This is a genomic window from Mycobacterium sp. SMC-4 (assembly GCF_050205565.1).
Classification (GTDB): Bacteria; Actinomycetota; Actinomycetes; order Mycobacteriales; family Mycobacteriaceae; genus Mycobacterium.
This window is the reverse complement of sequence record NZ_JBNMQU010000006.1, coordinates 15,007-36,860: the sequence shown is the minus strand read 5'-3', so window position 1 is coordinate 36,860 and position 21,854 is coordinate 15,007. Positions and strand designations below refer to the sequence as shown.

Below are 21,854 nucleotides of genomic sequence, written 5' to 3'. Positions count from 1 at the left end.
GGCTGAACCTCCTTCGCCAGCGGAGTCGCGATCACCGGCTCCGTCGAGTTGCGGGCTGAATTCTGCGAGACGATGCGGCGCTCTGTCAGCGAGGTCCGGCTTCTTCCAACACGTTGTGGGTAAACGGAGGCCGCTCGGCGACGACTTGTCACACAGATTGTTGGAAGCTGCGCGGGTCGCGTTGTCCGGCGGTGACGTGACACCGATGCTGGGACGGTCACGCGACAGAGAGGTACGGCGAGAGCCATGCATCCGCACAGCACCGACGGCGACCACGACTACCGGCTCGGGCGCATCCGCATGCTCGACCGGCAACGGGTCAACCTGGACGGGTTCGCCGAACCGGACGCCGAGCTCGGGATGATCTCGCACCTCTCCCCCCACGACCCTCAGCCGTCTTGGGTGGTGGCCGAGGACGGCACCGTCCTGGAGATGGACTCGACCCCCGCGCACGATTTCGACACCATCGACGAGTTCATCGTGCGCTACGCCGTCGACCACACAGAGGCGCCCCGGTCGATGGCGATGGACGACGTCGAACTGGCTCGGATGATCGTCGATCCGGCGGTGCCCCGCGAGGAGGTGCTGCGCGTCTGCAGCGGTCTGACTCCGGCCAAGATGGCCCGCGTCCTCGCGGGACTCGTGCCGGTCGAGATCCAGATGGCGATGATGAAGATGCGCGCCCGCCGCACCCCCGCCAACCAGGCGCACGTCACCAACCGTCTCGACGACCCGTTGCTGATCGCGGCGGACGCGGCCACCGCGGTGGCCTACGGCTTCCGCGAACTGGAGGCCACCGTCCCGGTGCTCGACGACGCACCGGCGGTGGCCATCGGCCTGCTGATCGGTTCCCAGGTGCCCGCGCCCGGCGCGCTGACGCAGTGCTCTGTCGAGGAGGCGCGTGAGCTGGAACTCGGTGTGCGGGGGCTGGTCTCGTACGCCGAGACGGTGTCGGTGTACGGCACCGAGCAGGTCTTCACCGACGGCGACGACACCCCGTGGTCCAAAGCGTTCCTCACCTCGGCCTACGCATCCCGCGGCATCAAGATGCGGCTGTCGAGCGGCGCCGGGTCCGAGGTGCTCATGGGCCAGGCCGAACGCAAGTCGATGAACTATCTCGAATCCCGGTGCGTGGCGCTGGCCAAAGGCATTGGCGCCCAGGGTGTTCAGAACGGCGGTGTGGACGGTGCGGCCATCACCGCGTCGGTGCCCGGTGGAGTCCGGGAACTGATCGCCGAAAACCTCATGGTGATGCTGCGCGGACTCGAGTCCTGCAGCGGCAACGACTCTTTGATGTCGGAGTCCACGATGCGCCGGACCAGCCGGACGCTGCCGACATTACTGGCCGGCTCGGATTTCATCTTCTCCGGTTTCGGTTCGGTCGTGGCCTACGACAACATGTTCGGGCCGTCCAACTTCAACGCCGCCGACCTCGACGACTACCTGGTGCTGCAGCGCGACTGGGGCGTGGACGGCGGCCTGCGGCCGGTCGACCCGACCACGCTGGAGTCCATGCGCAGACAGGCCGCCGAAGCCACCCGCGCGGTATTCGAATACCTTGGGCTGGCCGACTTCGACGACGAGCACATCGAGGTCGTCGTCGGGGCCGAGGGCTCCAAGGACCTCCCGCAGACCGACGGTGTCAAGGTGCTCAGCGCCGCCCGCATGATCGACCAATCCGGGCTCACAGTGATCGACGTGGTGGCCGCGCTCGCCGAAACCGGCTTCACCGACATCGCCGACCGGGTGCTCGGGATGGCCAGAGCCCGGGTGACCGGCGACTACCTGCAGACCGCCGCGATCTTCGACGAGAACATGAATGTGCTGTCAGCACTCGAAGATCCGAACGACTACCGCGGCCCGGGCACGGGCTACCGTCCGTCCGCCGAACGCCAAGCCCAGATCGACGCGGTGCGGCAGGCACGGTCGGTCACCGACCTCGTGAAGGAACAGGCCACCTTCGCCGCACCCGAGCTGCTGACCACCGTCGGCCCGGCCGGCGTCGGCGAGGACCCACGGGAGGTGGTCATCGGCGTCTCACCCGCGTTCGGCACCAAGCTGTTCTGCACGCTGTCGGGCATGACCATCTATGACGTGCTGGAGCAGATCCTCGCGGGACTGGAAGAGGAGCAGTGCCTCGCACGCCTGGTGCGCATCGCCGACAGCATCGACCTCGGGGTCATCGGGAAGTCCGCCGCGCAACTGTCGGGTTCCGGGATCGGCGTCGGGCTACAGGCCAAGGGCACCACGCTCATTCACCGCCGCGACCTGCCGCCGCTGGCCAACCTCGAACTCCTCAGTGTGGCACCGCTGATCAGCGCGGACATGTACCGGCTGATCGGCATCAACGCCGGTCGCCACGCCAAGGGCACGACACCCGCACCGATGCGCAACGCCTACTCCGACGAGGCGATCACCGCCCGCTACCACACCAAGGTGGTGTCGATGGTCGCCGTCGAACGTGCCGAGTCCCAGCGCGGCGAGGGCGCCGTGCACACCGAACTGGAGTTCCGCCGATGACCGTCGCATCCCACTCCGGCCGCAACCTGTCCGAGGTGACCGTCGACGCCGCGCGCCGCGGCGAGCTCGCGCTCGACGACATCCGGATCAGCCGGGAGACCCTCCTCGCGCAGGCCGACGCCGCCGAGCGCACCGGCTCCGCGCAGCTGGCGATGAACCTCCGCCGGGCCGCCGAGATGACTGCCCTGAGCGCCGAGGACATGCTCGCGGCGTACGAGGCACTGCGGCCGGGGCGCTCCACCTTCGCCGAACTCGAGGAACTGGCGCAGCGTCTTGCCGACCAGAACGCCCACACCTGCGCCGAGCTCGTCCGTGAAGCCGCGGCGGCCTATCAGCGGCGCGGCCTGCTGAGGTGACCGTCTGGGCCGGCGTCGACATCGGCAACGCCACAACGGAGATCGTCCTCTGTGGCGGGGACACCGGACTCGACGTGCTGGCCAGCGCCCGCACCCCGACGCGCGGCGGCAAAGGCTCGCTGCGGGCGGTCGAGGGCGCGGCCCAGCTGGCCCGCAGGGTGGCCGGCGACCACGGCCTGAGGATCTCCCGCGCCGCATTCGCGCCCACCCCGCCGGTGCACTCGAGCGTCGAACGCGTCCAACTGGAGACCCCGCGCACGGGGCGGCTCGTGGTCGCCACCCGGTCGGCGGCGACCACCGCCGGCGACGGCGCCGGCGTGGGTACGCCGGTGCCGGTCGAGGATCTCGGCGCGGCTCCGCACGACCGGCCCCTGGTCGCGTGCGCGACCCGGCAGTGGGGCTACGACGCCGTCGCGCGGCAGGTGAATGAAGCACTGGCGCAGGGCCGCAACGTTGTTGCGGTGCTGACCGCCAACGACGAGGCCGTACTGGTCTCCAACCGGCTGGCCGCTCCCCTACCGGTGGTCGACGACGTCGACATGACGGCGCTGCTGCCGGCCGCGCTGGTCGCTGTCGAGGTGCGCCAGTCCTCGACGCCCCTGCTGCGGTTGACCGACCCGTTCTGGCTCACCGACGTGTTCGGCCTCGGGCATGACGAACGGGCCGACGCCCGCACCGTCGCCGACCAGTTGTTCGACAGCACGTGCGCGGTGGTCTACCTCGACTCGGCGCCACCGCGACGCGAGGTGACCACCGCGGCGCATACGGCTTCGCATCCGGATGAACGGGTCTGGGCGGTTCATCTGGAGACCATTGCTGTGCAGGCGAATTCACGGCGCGGAACGGTGGCGGTCGACAGCCTGGTGCAGGCATCGCTGGACGCTGCCGATCGAACTCCCGCCGATGCCGACGCACTGGCAGAAGCGCTCGGCGTTCCGGTGACCCGGGTCGACTCGGAAGCCGCGGCGGCGCGTGCGGGTGCGCTGACCACGCCCGGCGTCGCACCCGATGTGGTGGTCGTCGACGTGGGCGGCGGAACCGTCGATGTGGTGGCCGACGGGTCACGGCTCGTGCTCCCGGGTGCGGGTCAACTGCTGACCGCCGCGACAGCCGCAGCGCTGGATATTTCCCGGAGCGCCGCGGAGTACGCGAAGCGGGCGGAGGCACTGACCGCGGTCACGGTTCAGCTCGTCGAGGACGAACACGGCAGGCGGCACTTCCTGGACAAGGCGCTTCCCGGCCGGTGCACGGGCTGGCTACTGACCACCGCTCCCAGCGGACTGCTGCCGTTCACGTCGCAGCTGTCCGGATCAGAGTGGCGCAGTTGGCGATTGGTCGCCAAGAGACTGGTGTTGGGCGCCAACGTGCTCAGAGGCATCGAACGGGTGGCCCCCTCAGCGAGCGAGGTGCTGCTGGTTGGCGGCGGAGCGGGCGACGACGAACTCGTGCGGGCGGTGAGCGAACAGCTCGGCCGAGAGGTCGCCGTCGGGCGCGGCAATGTGTGCGGGACTCTGGGACATCGGTTCGCCGTGGCGTATGGTCTCGTCACGCTGGCCGCCGAGTGAGCTTCAGAGCAGTTCGTAGAGCGGCTCGCCCACCCCGCTGAGCATCAGCTGCCGGACGGAATCCGCGCTGGATGCCGTCTCCAAACTTGAGATCGAAGACGGCCACCCCGAACCACGCCCAACGCTTAATCCCGAGTTGGAGAAACTGCGCGTGACTGCCGAGGAAGTCGAGGTCATAGCGCAGAAAGGCAAGCCGGCAAGCCAGACACCGGACGCCGCTGATCAGTCCCCCGGCGAAGAGACACCGCAGAATGTCGCCGAGATTCCGGTCCGCAGCGTCAGTGTGTTCGAACATCCCGACCACTTGAACAAAGCACTGGAGTCCGCCAGGAAAAGGCTCCTGATCATCTCCCCGTGGGTGAAGGGCGGTGTGGTCAATACCGACTTCGTCGCCAAACTTGAGCGCCGAATACGAGCAGGCGTCGAGGTCCACATCGGCCACGGCATCGGCAACGACGACCGCGACTCCGACGAGCGGGCGATCCGCAAACTTCACACCTCGCCACGCGCTACAAGGACAAATTCAGATTCGTGCGGCTAAAGAACACCCACGCCAAGATCCTGATCTATGACGGGATCTGGATCAACACGAGTTTCAACTGGCTTTCGTTCAGGGGCGACCGAACCTTCCGCATGGAGGAGGGCACGCTTGTGCAGATTCCTAGCGAGGTAGATAAGGCGTTCGCCCAATATGTCGGCGTCTTGGAGACCGACGCGCAAGACTAGCCAGACCAACCTCCAGGGAAACCAGGTCGGTTCAGTTGGCAGCACCTGTGTCTTGTCTCTGCTGCCTGCGCGACAGCCGATTTCCAACCGACAGCCACGCAATCCGCGTCAGCGTGTTTGAACCTGACGTGTTCCCCACGCCAATGAAAACGGCCCCCGGAGTCTCCTCCGAGGGCCGTTCCATTTAGTAGCGGGGACAGGATTCGAACCTGCGACCTCTGGGTTATGAGCCCAGCGAGCTACCGAGCTGCTCCACCCCGCGACGGGCGAAAGCCAGGTTACCCAACGGTTGCGAACAGTCCAAATCGCCAGTTCACGCACCGTCGCGTCCGACGAGCGCGCGCTCCCGCAGGTCCAATTACGGCGTGCCTACCCGCAGACACGCGCGGTCGCCAAAACGGGGCTACGTGCGGATGACCTGGCCGGTGGCGAGCACGCGGGCGGGGTCGTAGCGGTCGGCCAGGGCAGCCAGCCAGTGCAGCGTGTCCGCGTCGTAGACCCGCGCGGGACGAGCTGAGTCGTAGGACGGCGCGAAGTTGGGCATCTGTCCCCCGGTCGCCCACGCCGCGACGGAATCGGTCACGGCGCGGGCGTGCTCGATCACCGCACCGGCGTCGGGCATCGGCACCCCGATGACCGCCAGCGAGAACGCCGCGTCGCGGTGACAGAACGCACTGCGATGCCGCGGCTGACGCGCCAGCGCACCTCCGAGGGCCCGCAGCTCGACGATCACCTGCGGGGACCCCGACTGCGGTCCGGCGAGCGCCAGCAGCGCGTCAACGGCTTCTGCCGGTAACTCGGTCAGCAGCGCCTGGTCCTCATGGATCGGCATCGGGTCCACCGGGTCGGCGTGTACGGCGCCGATCGCGGTATAGGGCAGCACCCCGACGCTGTCGAGGATCGGCGTCGCGACCGCCCGCATCGGCGCCAGCAGCCGTTCGGCCTCGGCGAAATCGCCGACCGCGGCGTACCGGACGGCCACCGTCATCCGGCCCGCCAGCGGTTCGGGCACACCGGGCAGCGGCGGCAACTGCTGGATTGCGATCGACGTGTTCACCGTCTCGGGCAGCGCGACATTCCAGCGCGCCCATGCGTGCAGCACAGCGGCGGCATCGACACCGTCGAAACACACGGCGCCACCGTAGAACTCGGCGACCGCAAGCAGATCCATCTCGACCGCGGTGACGATACCGAGCGTTGCCTTGCCGCCACGCAACCCCCAGAACAGGTCCGCGTTCTCCGTCGGGGTGGCGCGCACCAACCGTCCCTCACCGGTGACCACATCGAACGCGCGGACGTGGTCCGACGACAGCCCGAAAGTACGCACCAGCGGGCCGATCCCACCGCCGGTCAAGTAGCCGACCACGCCGACACCGGGCGCCGAACCGCACAGCGGCGCAAGGCCGTGCGGCGCCGCGGCCTCCAGGACGTCCTGCCACCGCGCTCCGGCACCCACCCGCGCGGTCCGGTTGACGGCGTCGACGTCGACGTGCTTCATCGCTGCGGTCAGCACCAGGACGGTGTCGTTGTCGACGCCCACCGCCCCGTGGCCGGTCGCCTGGACGGCGACGGTGAACCCGTGCGCCGCAGCGAAGCGGACCGTGCCGGCGACATCCTCGGCGGTGGTCGCCAGGACCACGGCGGCGGGGGTCACCGGGGCGGCGACGTTCCACGGCATGCAGCGCTCGTAGCCCGGCTGGCCGGGCAGCGCCACATGCGTGGCGACCTGGTCGCACAGCCCGCGCAGGGCGTCGTCGCGCGTCAGGTCGGCTGGAATGGTCATCGGGGTCCTTTCTCCCAAGTCTCGTGTTGGGAAGAGCATCACCGACCACGCTTGGGGACGCCTTGGAAAGGCGATTTAAGAAACGTCCAAGTGGTCAAGATCACCGACGTTGACATGCGCCTATGGCAACAAGGTGCGGATTCAGCTACCGATCAGGGCGCGGGCGGCAGCGGCCACTCCGGTCATGCCCAAACTGTCGGCGTCGGCCGCCAATGCACGAGCCGCAGCGCTGCGCTCGCGGACCGACTCCGTGAGCTCGCATTCGAGTAGCCGGCAGCGCAACAGCGCCGGAGCACCGTCGGTGCGTTCGGCGATTTCGCGAGCCACCTCGAGATCCTCCCGCGCTCGAGTGACGTTGCCGCACAGCGCGTGCAGACGCGCGGTCGCCAGGGCGACCGGACCTGCTATCCCGACCTGTCCGATCGCCGCGATGCGGTCGGTGAACGGCTCCAGATCTTCCAGCACAGGTTCGGCGAACTCCCGCAGCCGATGTTCGGCCACCAGGTGCGCCAGCAGCGTCATGTGTCCCAGAGTGGGCCAGATGTGGGTCTCGCGGTGCCGCTCCTGCCAATTGCGGACAACCGCGGCGGCCTCTTCCCGCGCAGCGGGGCCGGTGGCCAATGTCAGCACACCCGTGCGGACCACGTTGACCATGCCGACGCCGCCCGGGCCCTCGTTGATGATGCCCGCCAGCCAGTCAGGGTCGACGGGGCCACCCTTCTCCCGCAGCAGGGTCGCCGTCGCCAACATTCCGCTACCGGCTTCGTAGAGTTCGGTTTGCTCGTGGACGTGCGCCGCGATGGCGTGGTGACGTTCCGCCTCTGCGAAATCCCCTGTCCAGATGGCGACCACCGCTTCCATCCACCGTAGCTGAGCACGCAGCACCGGTAGTTTGAGCTCTTCGCTGCCAACGATCCCGGCTCGCAGATGCCGGCGCACCGCCTCGAGGTCCCCGAGGTTCATCGCCGCCATGGTCGCCACAGAATGCACGATCACCGTATCCTCGCGGGACCGACTGTGCCGCAACGCATTCAGTCGATCCGCCCACTCCAGCGATACCCGGCTGTGAGTCGCCACCCCGGAGTAGGTGATCAACCTACCCATGAGCACGTCAGCCCTGATGTCGGGATCGCCGGTCGCGTCGGCCAACCGCTCGGCCTCGTCGAGCAAGCCTGCGGCAACGTCGGGATCGGAGTCATAGCAGTGGCCGACCGCCAGCGCCGACAACACTCGCGCACCGGTGGCCGGCTCCCCGCGTGCCATTTCGGCGGCCCGCTCGAGGTATGTGACCAGCTCCCCGGGTTCGTGTCCCGGCGCCAGCCATGGCCATCCTCCGCTGGCGCGCAGCAGCGCGCTGGCCACTCGTCCCGCAGAGGCCACCCGTCCGGTCCGCAATGCCTCGCCCAGATATCGCTGAACGCTGTCGAGCACCAACTGTCCTCGCCCCGCGCGCGAATGAGCCTCCAACAGCTCGACGGTCAGCGCATCGCGTTGCTCGTCGTCACGCGCCGATGACGGCAGCCGGTCGTAGGCGTCCATCGCGGCCTGCCACCAACGCGCCGCGATGTCCGAACTCCATTGCGCGGTGGCGTGCTCGGCCGCCACCCGGCAGGCTTCGACCACGGTTTCCGGCTCCACCAGCGGCTGGGCGGCGACCAGATGCTGCGCGCGCCACGTGGGCGCGTCGGGAAGGGCGCTGTCGGCCAACACTTCTGCGACCTTGGCGTGCACCCGCTGACGGCGCAGGGCGGGCATCCCGGCCAGGAGCTGCTCGCGAAGCAGGCCGTGCGCGAAGACATAGCCGTCACCGGTGTGGGCGCTGACAATGATGCGCTCGTCGGCGGCTTCGTCGAGATGGTCGGCCAGGGTGTCGAGATCGAGTTGGGTGGCCTGCGCCAACAGCGGCACCGTGATGGAATCCAGGACGTCACCGATGACGGCCGCCGCACGCAACATCTGCACGACCGCCGGTTGCAGACCGGCCAGCCGCCGCTCCAGCACCGAACGGACTGCATGCGGAATTTCGTTGCCGGCCCGCTCATTTCGCGGCAACCGCGCGTACTCCGAGACGAAAAACGGGTTACCGCCGGTGCGGTCGGCCAGTTCGGCGGCCTCGGCTTCGGTCACCGTCTCCTCGGCAACCACACTGGCCAGCGTCTGCACGTCCGTCGACGACAACGCAGGCACCTTGATGAGCCGGTTGTCCTCACCACGCGCGACAGTACTGAGCAGTCGGGCGACCTCCGGGATGTGCTCGCCGTCGCGCACTGTCACGATCACCAATGCCGGATGGTCGCGCAGTGCGCCGGCGATGTAGGCCAGGCACGCAGCCGAGGCGCTGTCGGACCACTGCACGTCGTCGACGATCACCGTCAGCAGTCGGGGCGTTGACTCGAACAAGCGTTGAACGCGCTCGTAGACAAGGAATCTCGCCGTGTCCGGGTCTGCGTGGGGTGGGATCTCCAGCACGTCGTCGACGTCGCCGCCCAGCGCCCGCACCAGGTTGCGCATCGGCCACCATGGCGGGGTGGCGCGTTCGTCGGGACAGCTGACCCATGCGACGTCGGCGCCGCGGGCGGCAGCCACTCCGGCGATCTCCTCGGCCAGCCGGGTCTTCCCGATGCCTGGAGGGCCGGACAACACCAGCCAGCGCGTCGCACCGGCGGCGGCGCGGGTCAAAACGTCTGACGCCACGGCCAGTTCGCGGTCGCGACCAACCAGAGGCGCGCGCCGCGGCGCGGCCTCGACCGGGCCGGCGACCACCGTCGGCCCCTCCGGCGGCAACGGCGCCGCGCCGGTCCACTCCGGCGACCGGGGCCACCCGGACAGCTCAGGCGCCTGACGCAACACCGCAGTCTGCAGTTCGCGCAGCTCTGGTCCGGGCTCCAAACCCAACTCCACGTCCAGCATCCGCGCATGCCGAGCGTAGGTCTCCAACGCATCAGCGGTCCGGCCGGCCCGGTACAGGGTGATTATCTGCAGCCGGCATCCCCGGTCGGCCAGCGGGTCGAGTTCGCGCAGCCGCGACACCTCGGTCAGCGCGGCGGACACCTTGCCCAGCGCGAGCAGTGCCATCACCTTGCTCGCCACGCACTCGGTGCGCATTTCGGCCACCCGGGCCGCGTCCTCTCGCAGCCAATCCGCGTCGCCCAGATCCTCGAGCAGGGTGCCGCGCACCAGAGCCAGGGCCGCATCGCTTTCGGTCAGGGCGTCCTGCCAGCGCTCCGCTTCGATGGCCGCGACCGCGCGGCCACAGCCGGAGGTGAACACCGTCAGGTCGACATCGTCGGGGTCGACGTCGAGGTAATAGCCGGGCGGCTGCCGCACGATCGGGGAAGCCGTCTGCGAATCCCTCAGCGCCCGCCGCAGATTCGAGATGTAGACCTGCAGACTGGCCGTCGCGCTGGCCGGCACCGCGTCGCCCCACACCGCATCGGCGAGCCGGTCGGTCGAGACCACCCGGCCCTGCGCGAGCAACAGGACGGCCAGCACCGCGCGCTGCTTGCGCGGTCCGATGTCGACCGGTCCTCCCCCATGGACCACCTGTAGTGGCCCGAGCAACCGGTATCGCACCCGCGTGGGTGAGCTACTGCGCGGACTGGTAGTCGTTCATCGCGTCGTCGAGACGTTGCAACGCCTCGCCGTACTGCGCGAAGTCACCGTTGCGTTGCGCCTCGCGCACCGCGTCCAGCGCCGTGTTGACCTCCTGCAGCGCAGCGGCTTTGGCTCCGGAGAGCTCCGTAGGTCCGGTTGGCGGAACCGCTGCTTCCGGCGTCTCCGGCTGCTGCTCCGGCGGCGTCTGGCCGGGCCCGGCCGGCGGCGCGGCAGCCGGCTGCTGGTTGTTGTTGGCCGGCGGACGCTGTTGGGCTGCTTGACCGTTCGCCGGCGGCCCGGTGGGGGCAGGACCGGTCGCGGTGGCGTCCGCGCCGGGTCCGAACAGGTCGGTCAGCGCGTCGCGGACGGTCGGGCCGTAACCGATCTTGTCGTTGTACATCATCGCCACGCGGATCAGACGCGGGTACGACGACGCCGCGTCCGTGTTGCCCGGCGATGCGTAGACCGGGGCGACGTAGAGCAGACCGCCGGGACCGACCGGCAGGGTCAGCAGGTTGCCCCACCGGATGCGGTTCTGGTTGTCGCGGCCGATGACACCGAGATCCTGCGAGACGGCGGTGTCGGTGCTGATCGCGTTGAACGCCAGCTTTGGACCGTTGACCTGACCGGGGATGGTCAACACCGTGATCTGACCGTAGGTCTCCGGGTCGGAGCTGGCGCTCATGAACGCCGCCAGGAAGTCGCGCCGGAACCGGTTCATCGCGCTGGTCAGCTGGAACGAACCCGCCCCGTTCTGCGCCGCGAGGTCCTTGGCGACGATGTAGTACGGCGGCTGGAAGCTGCTGGCCGTGGGGTTCGGATCCAGCGGCACATCCCAGAAGTCCGACGTCGAGAAGAACGTCACCGGGTCGTCGACGTGGTACTTGGCCAACAGCGCCCGCTGCACCTTGAACAGGTCCTCGGGGTACCGCAGATGCTCCCGCAGTTCCGGGGTGATGTCGGACTTCGGCTTGACGGTGTCGGGGAACACCTTCATCCACGCCTGCAGCACCGGGTCCTCTTCGTCCTGGGCGTAGAGCGTCACGGTGCCGTCGTAGGCGTCGACGGTGGCCTTGACCGAGTTACGGATGTAGGACACCTGCTTGTCCGGCTGAAGTCGATTCATCGCGACCTCGTTGGAGTCCACCGTGGCCGACGACAACGTGGTCAGCTCGGAGTACGGGTAGTTGTCCAGCGTCGTGTAGCCGTCGACGATCCAGACGATCCGCTCGTTGACGATCGCCGGGTAGACAGCGGTGTCGGTGGTCAGCCACGGAGCGACCGCCTCGACACGGTCGGCCGGATCGCGGTTGAACAGGATCTTGCTGTTCTCCCCGATGACGTTGGAGAACAGGAAGTTCCGCTCGGCGTACTTGGCGGCGAACACGCTGCGCGTGAGCCAGTTGCCGATCGGGACGCCGCCCTCACCGGTGTAGGTGTAGTTGCGGGTCTCGACGTTGTTCTCGTAGTCGTACTCGCGCGGCGCACCGTTCTCGCCGACGATCGCGTAGTCGGCCGGCGTGTTCGCGATGACGGGGCCGTAGTAGATGCGCGGCTGGGCCAGCGGAGCGGGACCGGGTGAGACCACCTCGCCGTTGGCGCCGACGACGCTGGCCAGGAACTCCGGATAGCCGCCGTTCTGGTTCGGGTCGTTGGCCACCCCGCGCACGGTGTTCGCCGGGGAGGCGATGAAGCCGTTGCCGTGGGTGTAGACCGAGTGCCGGTTGATCCAGTCACGCTGGTTGTCGATCAGCCGGTCGGGGTTGAGTTCGCGTGCGGCGACCACATAGTCGCGTAGGTTGCCGTCCTCGTCCCGGTAGCGGTCCATGTTCAGCTGGTCGGGGAAGAAGTAGAAGTTCTTGCCCTGCTGGAACTGTGTGAACGCCGGGCTGACGATGTTGGGGTCGAGCACGCGGATGTTCGACGTCGTGGCGCGGTCCGCGGCCACCTGCGCGGCCGTCGCTGCCGCGTTGCCCGGGTAGTCGCGGTAGGTGACCACGTCGTCTTCGAGGCCGTAGGCGTGCCGGGTGGCCGCGATGCTGCGACTGATGTATTCGCTTTCCTTCTGGGCAGCGTTGGGCCGCACGCTGATCTGCTCGACCACCAGCGGCCAACCGGCTCCGATGACCAGCGAGGACAGCAGCAGAAGGACCACGCCGATGGCCGGGATGCGCAGGTCCCGCAGCACCAGCGCCGAGAACACCGCCGCCGCGCAGATGACGGCGATCGCGACCAGGATCAGTTTCGCCGGCAGCACCGCGTTGATGTCGGTGTAGCCGGCGCCGGTGAACGGCTTGCCGCTACGGGTGTTGCTGAGCAGTTCGTAGCGGTCCAGCCAGTACGCGACGGCCTTGAGGAGGATGAAAAACCCGACCAGCGAGATCAACTGGATGCGCGCGGCGCGGCTGAGCGCACCGGTGCGACCGGACAGCCGGATCCCGCCGAACAGGTAGTGGCCGACCAGGTTGGCGATGAAGGCCACGAAGGTGGCGACGAACAGGTAGGTGAGCACCAGACGCCAGAACGGCAGATCGAACGCGTAGAAACCGAGGTCGATGCCGAACTGCGGATCCTGGATGCCGAAACTGCCGCCGTGCAGGAACAACTGGACACGGTCCCAATAGCTCTGCGCCACCAGGCCGCAGAGCAGACCGATGAACGCGGGCACCCCGATGCCGATCAACCGCAGACGCGTCATCACCGCGGTGCGGTAACGCGCGACCGGATCGTTGGGGCCTGCGGTCGGCACGAACACCGGTCGGGTGCGGTAGGCCAGCGCCAGCGCCGCGAACACGACTCCACCGATGAACAGCGCCACGACCAGGAAGATCGCCAGGCGGGTGACCAGCTGCGTGGTGAACACCGACCGGTAGCCCAGCTCGCCGAACCACAGCCAGTCGACGTAGGTGTCGATCAGCCTCGGACCGATCAGCAGCAACAGCACGACCACGACCGCGATCGCGATCAGGACCCGGCTTCGTCGCGTCAGATTCGGCATTCTCGCCGCGGGCCGCATACCCACTCGGTTACTCCAGTCTCACTTGAATCTCACTGCCAGCACGATCGGAACAGACCGCCACGCACGCCACGAATGCAGGCTGTTTGCGCATCACTCTACGCATCGGCGCGGACAGCGGGGGTCAGCAGCGGGGAGGTTCACCACCGGCGGACAAGACCCGCAACGAGTCCACCGCCTGCTCGAGGGTCTCGACGGTGAGCAGGTCCATGCCGTCGGCATCGGCGGTCCTGGCCTCGGCGCAGTTCTCGGCCGGCACCAGGAACACCGTCGCACCGGCGTCCTCGGCGGCGGCGATCTTGTGGGTGATCCCGCCGATGGAGCCGACCTTGCCGTCGCCGGTGATCGTGCCGCTGCCGGCGACGAACTTGCCGCCGTTGAGCTCGCCGGTGGTCAACTTGTCGACCACGGCGAGGCTGAACATCAGCCCCGCGGACGGCCCGCCGATGTTGGCGAGGTTGAAGTCGATCGTGAACGGCGCCCAGGGCGCGTCGAGCACACCGACGCCGAGGAAGCCCTGCGGGCGGTCGGGATGCTCGCCGAGGGTGATCTCGACGCTGCCGGCCGGGGCGTTCCTGCGGCGGTAGTCGACGACGATGGTGTCGCCGGGCTTGGTGTCCTTCAGCAGGGCCTGGAATTCGTCGAGGGTGGCGACCGGGGTGTTGTTGACGCCGTCGATGGCGTCGCCGGCCTGCAGCTTGCCTTTCGACGGGCCGTCGTCGTCGACGTTGTCGATCGTGACGGCCATCGGATAGTCCAGATAGTGCAGCGCGGCGTATTCTGCGCTGTCCTCGGACTTGCGGAAGTCGCGGGTGTTGGCTTCGTCGATCTCTTCGCGGGTCTTGTCGGGCGGATACACCAGCTCGCGCGGAATCAACTGGTCCCGGCCCGACGCCCAGAAGATCAACGCCTGCCCCAGCGTCAGACCGTCGCGCTGGGACACCGTCGTCATGTTCAGGTGACCGCTGGTCGGATGCAGGTCGGCGCCCTCGATGTCGACGACCGGCTTGCCCTCGACCTCGCCGAGGGTGTCGAACGTCGGCCCGGGGCCCAGCGCGACGTAGGGCACCGTCACCACGGTGACGAGGACCCCGAAGATCAGGATCGGCACCAGCGCGACGAGCAGGGTCGATATCCGCCTGTTCACGCCGCCCACAGTAAAGGTCATGGGGCAGTTCACTCTCAGCGTGACCCACCACCACGCGCGGCCGGTCGCCGGTGAGTACCGTTGAGATATGGCTGACCTGCCCTTCGGGTTCTCCGCCGGGGACGACCCCGAGCGCGACAAACGCAAGAACGACCCCGGCTCCGGAGCCGGTGGTGATCCCTTCGCCGCGTTCGGCGGGGGTGGCGAGTTCGACATGTCGCAGCTGGGGCAGATCTTCAGCAAGCTCGGTGAGATGTTCAGCGGCGCCGGCTCGGTGATGGCCGGCGGCCAGGCCGCCGGACCGGTGAACTACGACCTGGCCCGTCAGCTGGCCGCCAGCTCGATCGGGTTCGTCGCGCCCGTGCCGGAACAGACGGCCTCCGCGCTGGCCGACGCCGTGCGGCTGGCCGAGACCTGGCTCGACGGCGCCACCGCGCTGCCGGCGGGCAGCACCCGCACCGCGGCGTGGACGCCGACCGACTGGATCGACAACACGCTGAGCACCTGGAAGCGGCTGTGCGACCCGGTCGCCGAGCAGATCTCCACCGTCTGGGCGTCGGCGCTGCCGGAAGAGGCCAAGGCGATGGCCGGCCCGCTGTTGGCGATGATGTCGCAGATGGGCGGCATGGCGTTCGGCTCGCAGCTGGGCCAGGCGCTGGGCAAGCTCTCGCGAGAAGTGTTGACCTCCACCGACATCGGGCTGCCGCTCGGCCCGAAGGGCGTCGCGGCGTTGATGCCGGAGGCCATCGAGGCGCTCGCCGAGGGCCTCGAGCAGCCGCGCAGCGAGATCGTCACGTTCCTGGCCGCCCGCGAAGCCGCGCATCACCGGTTGTTCAGCCATGTGCCGTGGCTGTCGGCACAGTTGCTCAACGCCGTGGAGGCGTTCGCCAAGGGCACGAAGATCGACATGAGCGGCATCGAAGAGTTCGCGCAGGGTTTCGACCCGTCCGCGCTGACCGACCCGTCGCAGATGGAGCAGCTGCTCAACCAGGGCATCTTCGAACCCAAGGCGACGCCGGAACAGACCGCGGCGCTGGAGCGGCTCGAGACGATGCTCGCCCTGATCGAGGGCTGGGTGCAGACCGTGGTGTCCGACGCGCTCGGCGACCGGATCCCCGGGACGTCGGCTCTGAGCGAGATGTTGGTCCGGCGTCGGGCTACCGGCGGCCCGGCCGAGCAGACCTTCGCCACCCTGGTGGGGCTGGAGCTACGGCCCCGCAAGATGCGTGAGGCGGCGCAGTTGTGGTCGCGCCTCACCCAGGCGGTCGGCTCGGACGCCCGGGACGCGGTGTGGCAGCACCCCGATCTGCTGCCGAGCGCCGAGGATCTCGACGAGCCGGCGGCCTTCATCGACCGCGTGATCGGCGGGGACACCAGCGACCTCGACAGCGCGATCGAACAGGCCCTCAACGAGGCCGAGAACCCCAGGCCCGACACCGACGGGCGCGACTCTCCCCAGTAGCCGGGGCCCTGTGGATAACTGCGCCGACGGTCGGCGGCGCGTGCCACTGTCGTCACATGACGCGGTATGCCCTGGATCCGGCGACGCCGGTGCTGTCCCGCCCCGACGGTTGCGTGCAGGTCGGCTGGGATCCGCGCCGAGCCGTCGTGGTGCGACCGCCCGACGGTGTGCCCTCGACCGTCCTGGCTGAGCTGCTGCGTGCACTGCAGCACGCCGCGACGGTGTCGGATCTGCAGGCCCGCGCCGCCGAACACGGTGTCGACGCCGACACCGTCTCCGGTCTGATGGCCCATCTGCTGTCCACCGGTCTGGCGACCGCGGCCGTGCCGCCGCCCGCCCGGTCGACCGCGATCCGACTGCACGGCGAGGGGCCGCTGTCGGACCTGCTTCTCACTGCGTTGCGGTGCAACAACATTCGCGTCAGCCGCACCAGTCGCACCTACGCCTCACCCGCGGCTGTCGACCTGGCGGTGTTGACCGACTACCTGGTCGCCGACCCGCGGGTGGTCCGCGACCTGCACGACGTCGGAGTTCCGCACCTGCCGGTGCGGGTGCGCGACGGCACCGGGTTGATCGGGCCGCTGGTCATCCCCGGCCTGACCAGCTGTCTGCGGTGCGCGGACATGCACCGCAGCGAACGGGACGCCGCCTGGCCGGCGGTGGCGTCGCAACTGTGCCAGACCGTCGGCACCGCCGACCGGGCCACCGTGCTGGCCACCGCGGGTCTGGCGCTCCGCGAGATCGACCGCGTCGTGCATGCGTTGGCCTACGACGGCACCGGACCGGTCCCGGTGCCGTCGACCCTCGACACCACCGTGGAGTTCGACGTACGTACCGGCGCGGTGACTGCTCGGCGGTGGACCCGTCACCCACAGTGCTCGTGTTGACAACGCGTATTGCCAACTAGTTGGTCGAAGTCTGCGGTCGTCGTGGATGATGGACAGGTGAGTGAGATCAAGCGAGGGCGCGCCGCGCGCAACGCAAAGTTGGCTTCGCTGCCGGTCGGCATGGCCGGACGCGCCGCGCTGGGCTTCGGCAAGCGCCTCACCGGCAGGTCGAAGGACGAGGTCAACGCCGAGTTGATGGACAAGGCCGCCCAGCAACTGTTCACCGTGCTCGGCGAACTCAAGGGCGGCGCGATGAAGGTCGGCCAGGCCCTCTCGGTGATGGAAGCCGCGATCCCCGAGCAATACGGCAAGCCTTACCGTGAGGCGCTGACCAAACTGCAGCGCGAAGCGCCGCCGCTTCCGGCAGCCAAGGTGCACCGGGTCCTCGACCAGCAGCTGGGCACGAAATGGCGGGAACGGTTCCAGTCCTTCGACGACAAGTCGGTGGCCTCGGCCAGCATCGGCCAGGTGCACAAGGCGGTGTGGGCCGACGGGCGCACCGTCGCGGTGAAGATCCAGTACCCGGGTGCAGACGAGGCCCTGCGCGCCGACCTGAAGACCATGCAGCGCATGGTCGGGGTGCTCAAGCAGCTCTCCCCCGGCGCCGACGTCCAGGGCGTGGTCGACGAACTCATCGAACGCACCGAGATGGAGCTCGACTATCGGCTCGAGGCCGACAACCAGCGCGCGTTCGCCAAGGCCTACGACGGCGACCCGAAGTTCGTGGTGCCCCGCGTGGTGGCCAGCGCACCCAAGGTCGTCATCCAGGAGTGGATCGAAGGCATCCCGCTGTCGCAGATCATCCGCGAGGGCACCCAGGAGCAGCGCGACCTGATGGGCACCCGGCTGTTCGAGTTCTGCAACGATGCGCCCACCCGGCTGGAGATGGTGCACGGTGACGCCCACCCCGGCAACTTCATGCTGATGCCCGACGACAAGATGGGCATCATCGATTTCGGTGCGGTGGCGCCGATGCCCGGCGGTTGGCCCATCGAATTGGGACTGACGCTGCGCTACGCGGTCGACAAGGACTACGACAAGCTGCTGCCGACCATGGAGAAGGCCGGTTTCATCCAGAAGGGTCAGCAGGTGTCCACGCGCGAGATCGACGACATGCTCCGGCAGTACGTCGACCCGCTCGAAGTTCCGGTGTTCCACTACAGCCGCAAGTGGTTGCAGCGTTTGACCACACTGGAACTCGACAAGGCCGCCGGTCAGATCAAGACCGCCCGACAGATGGACATCCCGCCGAAGCTCGCGATCCCGATGCGGGTGATCGCGTCGATCGTCGCGATCTCCTGCCAGTTGGACGCGCACGTTCCGACGCGCCGCATCGCCGAAGAATCCGTACCTGGGTTCGCCGACCCCGACGCCGTCTAGCGTCGGGGCCGGTCGAGATTCAGGCGGCCACAGTGTCTTCGGAGCCTTCGGGGTTCTTGCGGGGACGTCCGCGTGGCCGCTTCCGGGCGATGATCGAGCCGCGCTCGAGGATCTCACCGCCCCACACCCCCCACGGCTCCTGACGCTGCAACGCCGCGTTGAGGCATTCGCGGCGCAACGGGCAAGCGGCGCACAACTGCTTGGCACGCTCGAGGTCACGTGGATCGTCGGCGAACCACAGGTCGGGGTCCTCGACATGGCAAGGTAACGCCAGCTTCGTTGCATCGCATGTCGTCTCGCATGTCATCGAAGACATGTCCGGTCCTCTGCTTTCTCCGTCGTGGGTTTGAGTTGCTGGGCTGTCTGGTGACGGATCCGGTGACCGGTGTTGTGGCAGAAAACAAAACGGCCACGGATCCGTTTGATTGCGGGTCCGTGGCCTGAAGGCGGTGACTGGGTCTACCTAGCGGAAACCCCTCACGGACGCGGCAATCGCGCGGGCGGCGCGACGCTTACGCGGCGCCGCGGCAGCGGCGGTGGCAATGGCGGGATGGGCACTGGCGGGATGGGCCCCAGCGACAACGGAGGCACCGCGCATGACCGAAGCTGCTACGTCGATTGCGACGTGATTGCTTTCCATGATCGCGACACCCTCCTTTCGCACGTGTTCTTCGAGGCTAGACGGTAGCAGTCCGAACCCACAACTTATTTTTGACCTGCGGTTTTGGCGGAATCTTGCCGATCATTGGCGGCTCTTGACCAACTCGAGGACGTCGGCTCCGTACTGCTCGAGCTTGCGGGCACCGATGCCGGGGATCGCGACCAGGGCGGCGTCGTCGGTGGGTAGCAGCTCGGCGATCGCGATCAACGTGTTGTCGGTGAACACCACGTACGCGGGGACACTCATCTCCTTGGAGATCCGCAGCCGCCACTCTTTGAGTTCGGCGAGCAGTTGTTCGTCGATGTCGGACGGGCAGCTTTCGCAGCGGCGCAGCATGATCGCCGCCGACGACGTCAGCGCCGCATTGCAGATCCGGCAGCGGGGTGCGGGCCCGCGGGGCTTGCGTGGCCGGCTGGGTGTCTCGTCGCGTTGGGATTGCGGCGCGATGCCGTTGAGGAACCGCGACGGACGCCGGCCCTGCCGCCCGCCGGGATTGCGGGCCAACGCCCAACTGAGGGTCAAATGCACTCGCGCCCTGGTGATCCCGACGTAGAGCAGGCGACGCTCCTCTTCGACGGGTTCACTGTCGGGTCCGTGCGACAGTGCGTGCGAGATCGGCAGCGTGCCGTCGGCCAGCCCCACCAGGAACACGGCGTCCCACTCCAGGCCTTTCGCCGCGTGCAGGGAGGCCAGCGTCACGCCCTGCACGACGGGCGGATGACGGGAGTCCGCGCGCTGCCGCAACTCGACCAACAACGTCCGCAAATCGAGCTGCGGGCGGGCGGCGACCTCGTCGTCGACCAACTCGGCCAGAGCGACCAGCGCCTCCCAGCGGTCCCGTGCCCGCGTGCCCTGCGGCGCGTCAGCGCTCAGGCCCAGCGGTTCGAGCGTGGCACGCACCACCTGCGAGAGTTCGGTTCCCAGCGGCTGTTCGTCGTCGGGAACCCGTTCGGCGGTGCGCTGCAGGGCCAGCAACGCCTGGCGCACTTCCTGGCGGGTGAAGAACCCTTCGCCGCCCCGGACCTGGAACGGGACACCCGCTTCGGTCAGGGCCTCCTCGTACACCTCCGATTGCGCGTTGATGCGGTAGAGCACCGCTATCTCGGCTGCGGCGGTGCCGGCTTCGATGAGCTTCTTGACAGCCGCGGCCACCGCTGCGGCTTCGGCGACCTCGTCGGGGTATTCCTTGAACTGCGGGTTCGGTCCGGGCGGGCGCTGTCCGATCAGATGCAGCCGGCTGCCGGCCATCCGGCCGCGGGCCCCGGCGATCACCCGGTTGGCCAACGACACCACCTGCGGGGTGGACCGGTAGTCGCGTTCGAGCCGCACGACGGCGGCGTCGGGGAAGCGCCGGGAGAAGTCCAGCAGGTAGCGCGGCGACGCCCCGGTGAACGAGTAGATGGTCTGGTTGGCGTCACCGACGACGGTCAGGTCGTCCCGGTCGCCGAGCCACGCGTCGAGCACCCGCTGCTGCAACGGTGTGACGTCCTGGTATTCGTCGACGACGAAGCAGCGGTACCGGTCGCGGAACTCCTGGGCCACGGCGGGGTCGTTCTCGATGGCCGCGGCGGTGTGCAGCAGCAGGTCGTCGAAATCCAGGAGCATGAGGTCGCCACCGCGTGCCTTGAGCGCCTCGTAACCCGCGTACGCCTTGGCGATCTTCTTGGCGTCGAACGGGATGTCCCGGCTGACTTCGGCGACCGCGGCCGGGTAGGCCTCCGGGCTGATCAGCGACGCCTTGGCCCACTCGATCTCGCCGGCGAGGTCACGCACGTTCTCGGTGCCGGTGGGCAGCGCGCTGCGGTTGGCGGCCTGCGCGACGATCGCGAACTTCGAGTCCAGCAATTGCCACTCGGTGTTGCCGACCACGCGCGGCCAGAAGTAGGACAGCTGCCGTCGGGCCGCGGCGTGAAACGTCATGGCCTGCACCGAGGCCGTCGACGGTCCGAGCTCGTCGCCGGTGAGACCGCGCAGCCGGGCGCGCATCTCCCCCGCGGCCCGCGACGTGAACGTCACCGCCAGCACCTGACCGGGTGCCACATGACCCGCGGTGACCAGGTGCGCGATGCGGCGCGTGATGGTGCGGGTCTTGCCGGTGCCGGCACCGGCCAGCACGCACACCGGTCCGCGGGGCGCGAGTACGGCTTCGCGCTGTTCGTCGTCGAGGTCACCGAGCAGCTTGTCGTGCACTGTCGGGGCCATGGCGACCATCATGGCAGCGCGGCCTGACAAGCGCGGACCTCGGGACGGGCATGTCTGGCCGGTCGGCTACGTTGAAGTCCTTATGAGCGCTGACGAAGCCACTGTGACCATGTACACCACCACGTGGTGCGGCTACTGCTCGCGCCTGAAGATGGCGCTGAAATCCGAGGGCATCTCCTGGACCGAGGTCGACATCGAGGCCGACCCGGCCGCCGCGGAGTTCGTCGGATCAGTGAACAACGGCAACCACGTGGTCCCGACGCTGAAGTTCGCCGACGGTTCGACGCTGACCAACCCGACCATCAAGCAGGTCAAGGCCAAACTGGCGGGTTAACCGCGGTCGTCGCCCCGTCGGATCCGGGTGACCCCGGCGATCACCGACAGCACCGCCAGGGTCAGAAACAGCGCGGCCATCACCAGGTAGACGAAGCCGCCGTGATTCAGGAATCCGACCACGCGGAAGATCCCGAGGACGGCCATCAGGACGCCGCCGACCAGCAGCCATCGCGCTTGCCGGACGGTGGCGGGGATGAGGGTTTCCACCTGCGGATCCTT

16 protein-coding genes and 1 tRNA gene are annotated in these 21,854 nt (G+C 68.4%); 9 read left to right on the top strand and 8 right to left on the bottom strand.

Features of this window, described 5'->3' with window-relative positions; all coding sequences use genetic code 11:
• Window positions 1-246 precede the first annotated feature (246 nt).
• The 5 genes from ACQI46_RS12145 (at window position 247) to ACQI46_RS12125 (ending at window position 5,167) form a co-directional block, all read left to right on the top strand.
• On the top strand, window positions 247-2,520 hold the full coding sequence (locus ACQI46_RS12145; RefSeq protein WP_427094255.1) for a propanediol/glycerol family dehydratase large subunit: 2,274 nt from the start codon (window positions 247-249) through the stop codon (window positions 2,518-2,520).
• Window positions 2,517-2,876 (top strand): diol dehydratase small subunit, encoded by a 360-nt coding sequence (locus ACQI46_RS12140; protein ID WP_427094254.1) that lies wholly within the window; start codon window positions 2,517-2,519, stop codon window positions 2,874-2,876. The genes ACQI46_RS12145 and ACQI46_RS12140 overlap by 4 nt, the downstream gene beginning before the upstream one ends.
• Window positions 2,873-4,441 (top strand): diol dehydratase reactivase ATPase-like domain-containing protein, encoded by a 1,569-nt coding sequence (locus ACQI46_RS12135; protein WP_427094253.1) that lies wholly within the window; start codon window positions 2,873-2,875, stop codon window positions 4,439-4,441. Before ACQI46_RS12140 ends, ACQI46_RS12135 begins: the two co-directional genes overlap by 4 nt.
• 151 nt (window positions 4,442-4,592) lie before the next feature.
• Window positions 4,593-4,982, top strand: coding sequence for a hypothetical protein (locus tag ACQI46_RS12130; RefSeq protein WP_427094252.1), 390 nt, complete (start codon window positions 4,593-4,595; stop codon window positions 4,980-4,982).
• Window positions 4,973-5,167, top strand: coding sequence for a hypothetical protein (locus tag ACQI46_RS12125; protein ID WP_427094251.1), 195 nt, complete (start codon window positions 4,973-4,975; stop codon window positions 5,165-5,167). The genes ACQI46_RS12130 and ACQI46_RS12125 overlap by 10 nt, the downstream gene beginning before the upstream one ends.
• 188 nt (window positions 5,168-5,355) lie before the next feature.
• On the opposite strand, the gene ACQI46_RS12120 is transcribed toward ACQI46_RS12125, so the two are convergent.
• The 5 genes from ACQI46_RS12120 to ACQI46_RS12100 form a co-directional block, all read right to left on the bottom strand.
• A tRNA-Met gene (locus ACQI46_RS12120) sits at window positions 5,356-5,429 on the bottom strand.
• Between the two features lie 141 nt (window positions 5,430-5,570).
• Window positions 5,571-6,950, bottom strand: a complete 1,380-nt coding sequence (locus tag ACQI46_RS12115) for an FAD-binding oxidoreductase (RefSeq protein ID WP_427094250.1) — start codon at window positions 6,948-6,950, stop codon at window positions 5,571-5,573.
• Window positions 6,951-7,091: 141 nt separating this feature from the next.
• Window positions 7,092-10,511, bottom strand: a complete 3,420-nt coding sequence (locus ACQI46_RS12110) for a BTAD domain-containing putative transcriptional regulator (protein WP_427094249.1) — start codon at window positions 10,509-10,511, stop codon at window positions 7,092-7,094.
• A gap of 25 nt (window positions 10,512-10,536) precedes the next feature.
• The gene (locus ACQI46_RS12105; RefSeq protein ID WP_427094248.1) at window positions 10,537-13,566 is read right to left on the bottom strand and encodes a UPF0182 family protein; all 3,030 of its coding nucleotides are present in this window, start codon (window positions 13,564-13,566) and stop codon (window positions 10,537-10,539) included.
• Window positions 13,567-13,684: 118 nt separating this feature from the next.
• Window positions 13,685-14,707: a YlbL family protein gene (locus ACQI46_RS12100; protein ID WP_427094247.1), complete on the bottom strand. Its 1,023-nt coding sequence runs from the start codon at window positions 14,705-14,707 to the stop codon at window positions 13,685-13,687.
• Between the two features lie 88 nt (window positions 14,708-14,795).
• On the opposite strand from ACQI46_RS12100, the gene ACQI46_RS12095 reads away from it, so the two are divergent.
• Genes ACQI46_RS12095 through ACQI46_RS12085 form a run of 3 tightly spaced genes read left to right on the top strand, consistent with a single transcriptional unit; the run spans window position 14,796 to window position 18,436 of the window.
• A complete protein-coding gene (locus tag ACQI46_RS12095) occupies window positions 14,796-16,169 on the top strand; it encodes a zinc-dependent metalloprotease (protein ID WP_427094246.1) in 1,374 nt (457 codons plus the stop codon).
• A gap of 56 nt (window positions 16,170-16,225) precedes the next feature.
• Window positions 16,226-17,056, top strand: coding sequence for a cyclodehydratase (locus tag ACQI46_RS12090; RefSeq protein WP_427094245.1), 831 nt, complete (start codon window positions 16,226-16,228; stop codon window positions 17,054-17,056).
• A 42-nt stretch (window positions 17,057-17,098) separates the two neighbouring features.
• Complete coding sequence (locus ACQI46_RS12085; RefSeq protein ID WP_427094244.1) at window positions 17,099-18,436, top strand: macrolide-binding ATPase MABP-1; 1,338 nt, start codon at window positions 17,099-17,101, stop codon at window positions 18,434-18,436.
• 19 nt (window positions 18,437-18,455) lie between these two features.
• Here ACQI46_RS12085 and ACQI46_RS12080 read toward each other — a convergent pair whose 3' ends face one another.
• Window positions 18,456-18,752, bottom strand: coding sequence for a WhiB family transcriptional regulator (locus tag ACQI46_RS12080; RefSeq protein ID WP_427094243.1), 297 nt, complete (start codon window positions 18,750-18,752; stop codon window positions 18,456-18,458).
• A gap of 426 nt (window positions 18,753-19,178) precedes the next feature.
• Window positions 19,179-21,299, bottom strand: a complete 2,121-nt coding sequence (locus tag ACQI46_RS12075; protein WP_427094242.1) for an ATP-dependent DNA helicase UvrD2 — start codon at window positions 21,297-21,299, stop codon at window positions 19,179-19,181.
• Window positions 21,300-21,381: 82 nt separating this feature from the next.
• On the opposite strand from ACQI46_RS12075, the gene ACQI46_RS12070 reads away from it, so the two are divergent.
• Window positions 21,382-21,633: a mycoredoxin gene (locus tag ACQI46_RS12070; protein ID WP_427094241.1), complete on the top strand. Its 252-nt coding sequence runs from the start codon at window positions 21,382-21,384 to the stop codon at window positions 21,631-21,633.
• Here the strand turns inward: ACQI46_RS12070 and ACQI46_RS12065 are convergent.
• On the bottom strand, window positions 21,630-21,842 hold the full coding sequence (locus tag ACQI46_RS12065; protein ID WP_427094240.1) for a hypothetical protein: 213 nt from the start codon (window positions 21,840-21,842) through the stop codon (window positions 21,630-21,632). The genes ACQI46_RS12070 and ACQI46_RS12065 overlap by 4 nt on opposite strands.
• Window positions 21,843-21,854 lie beyond the last annotated feature (12 nt).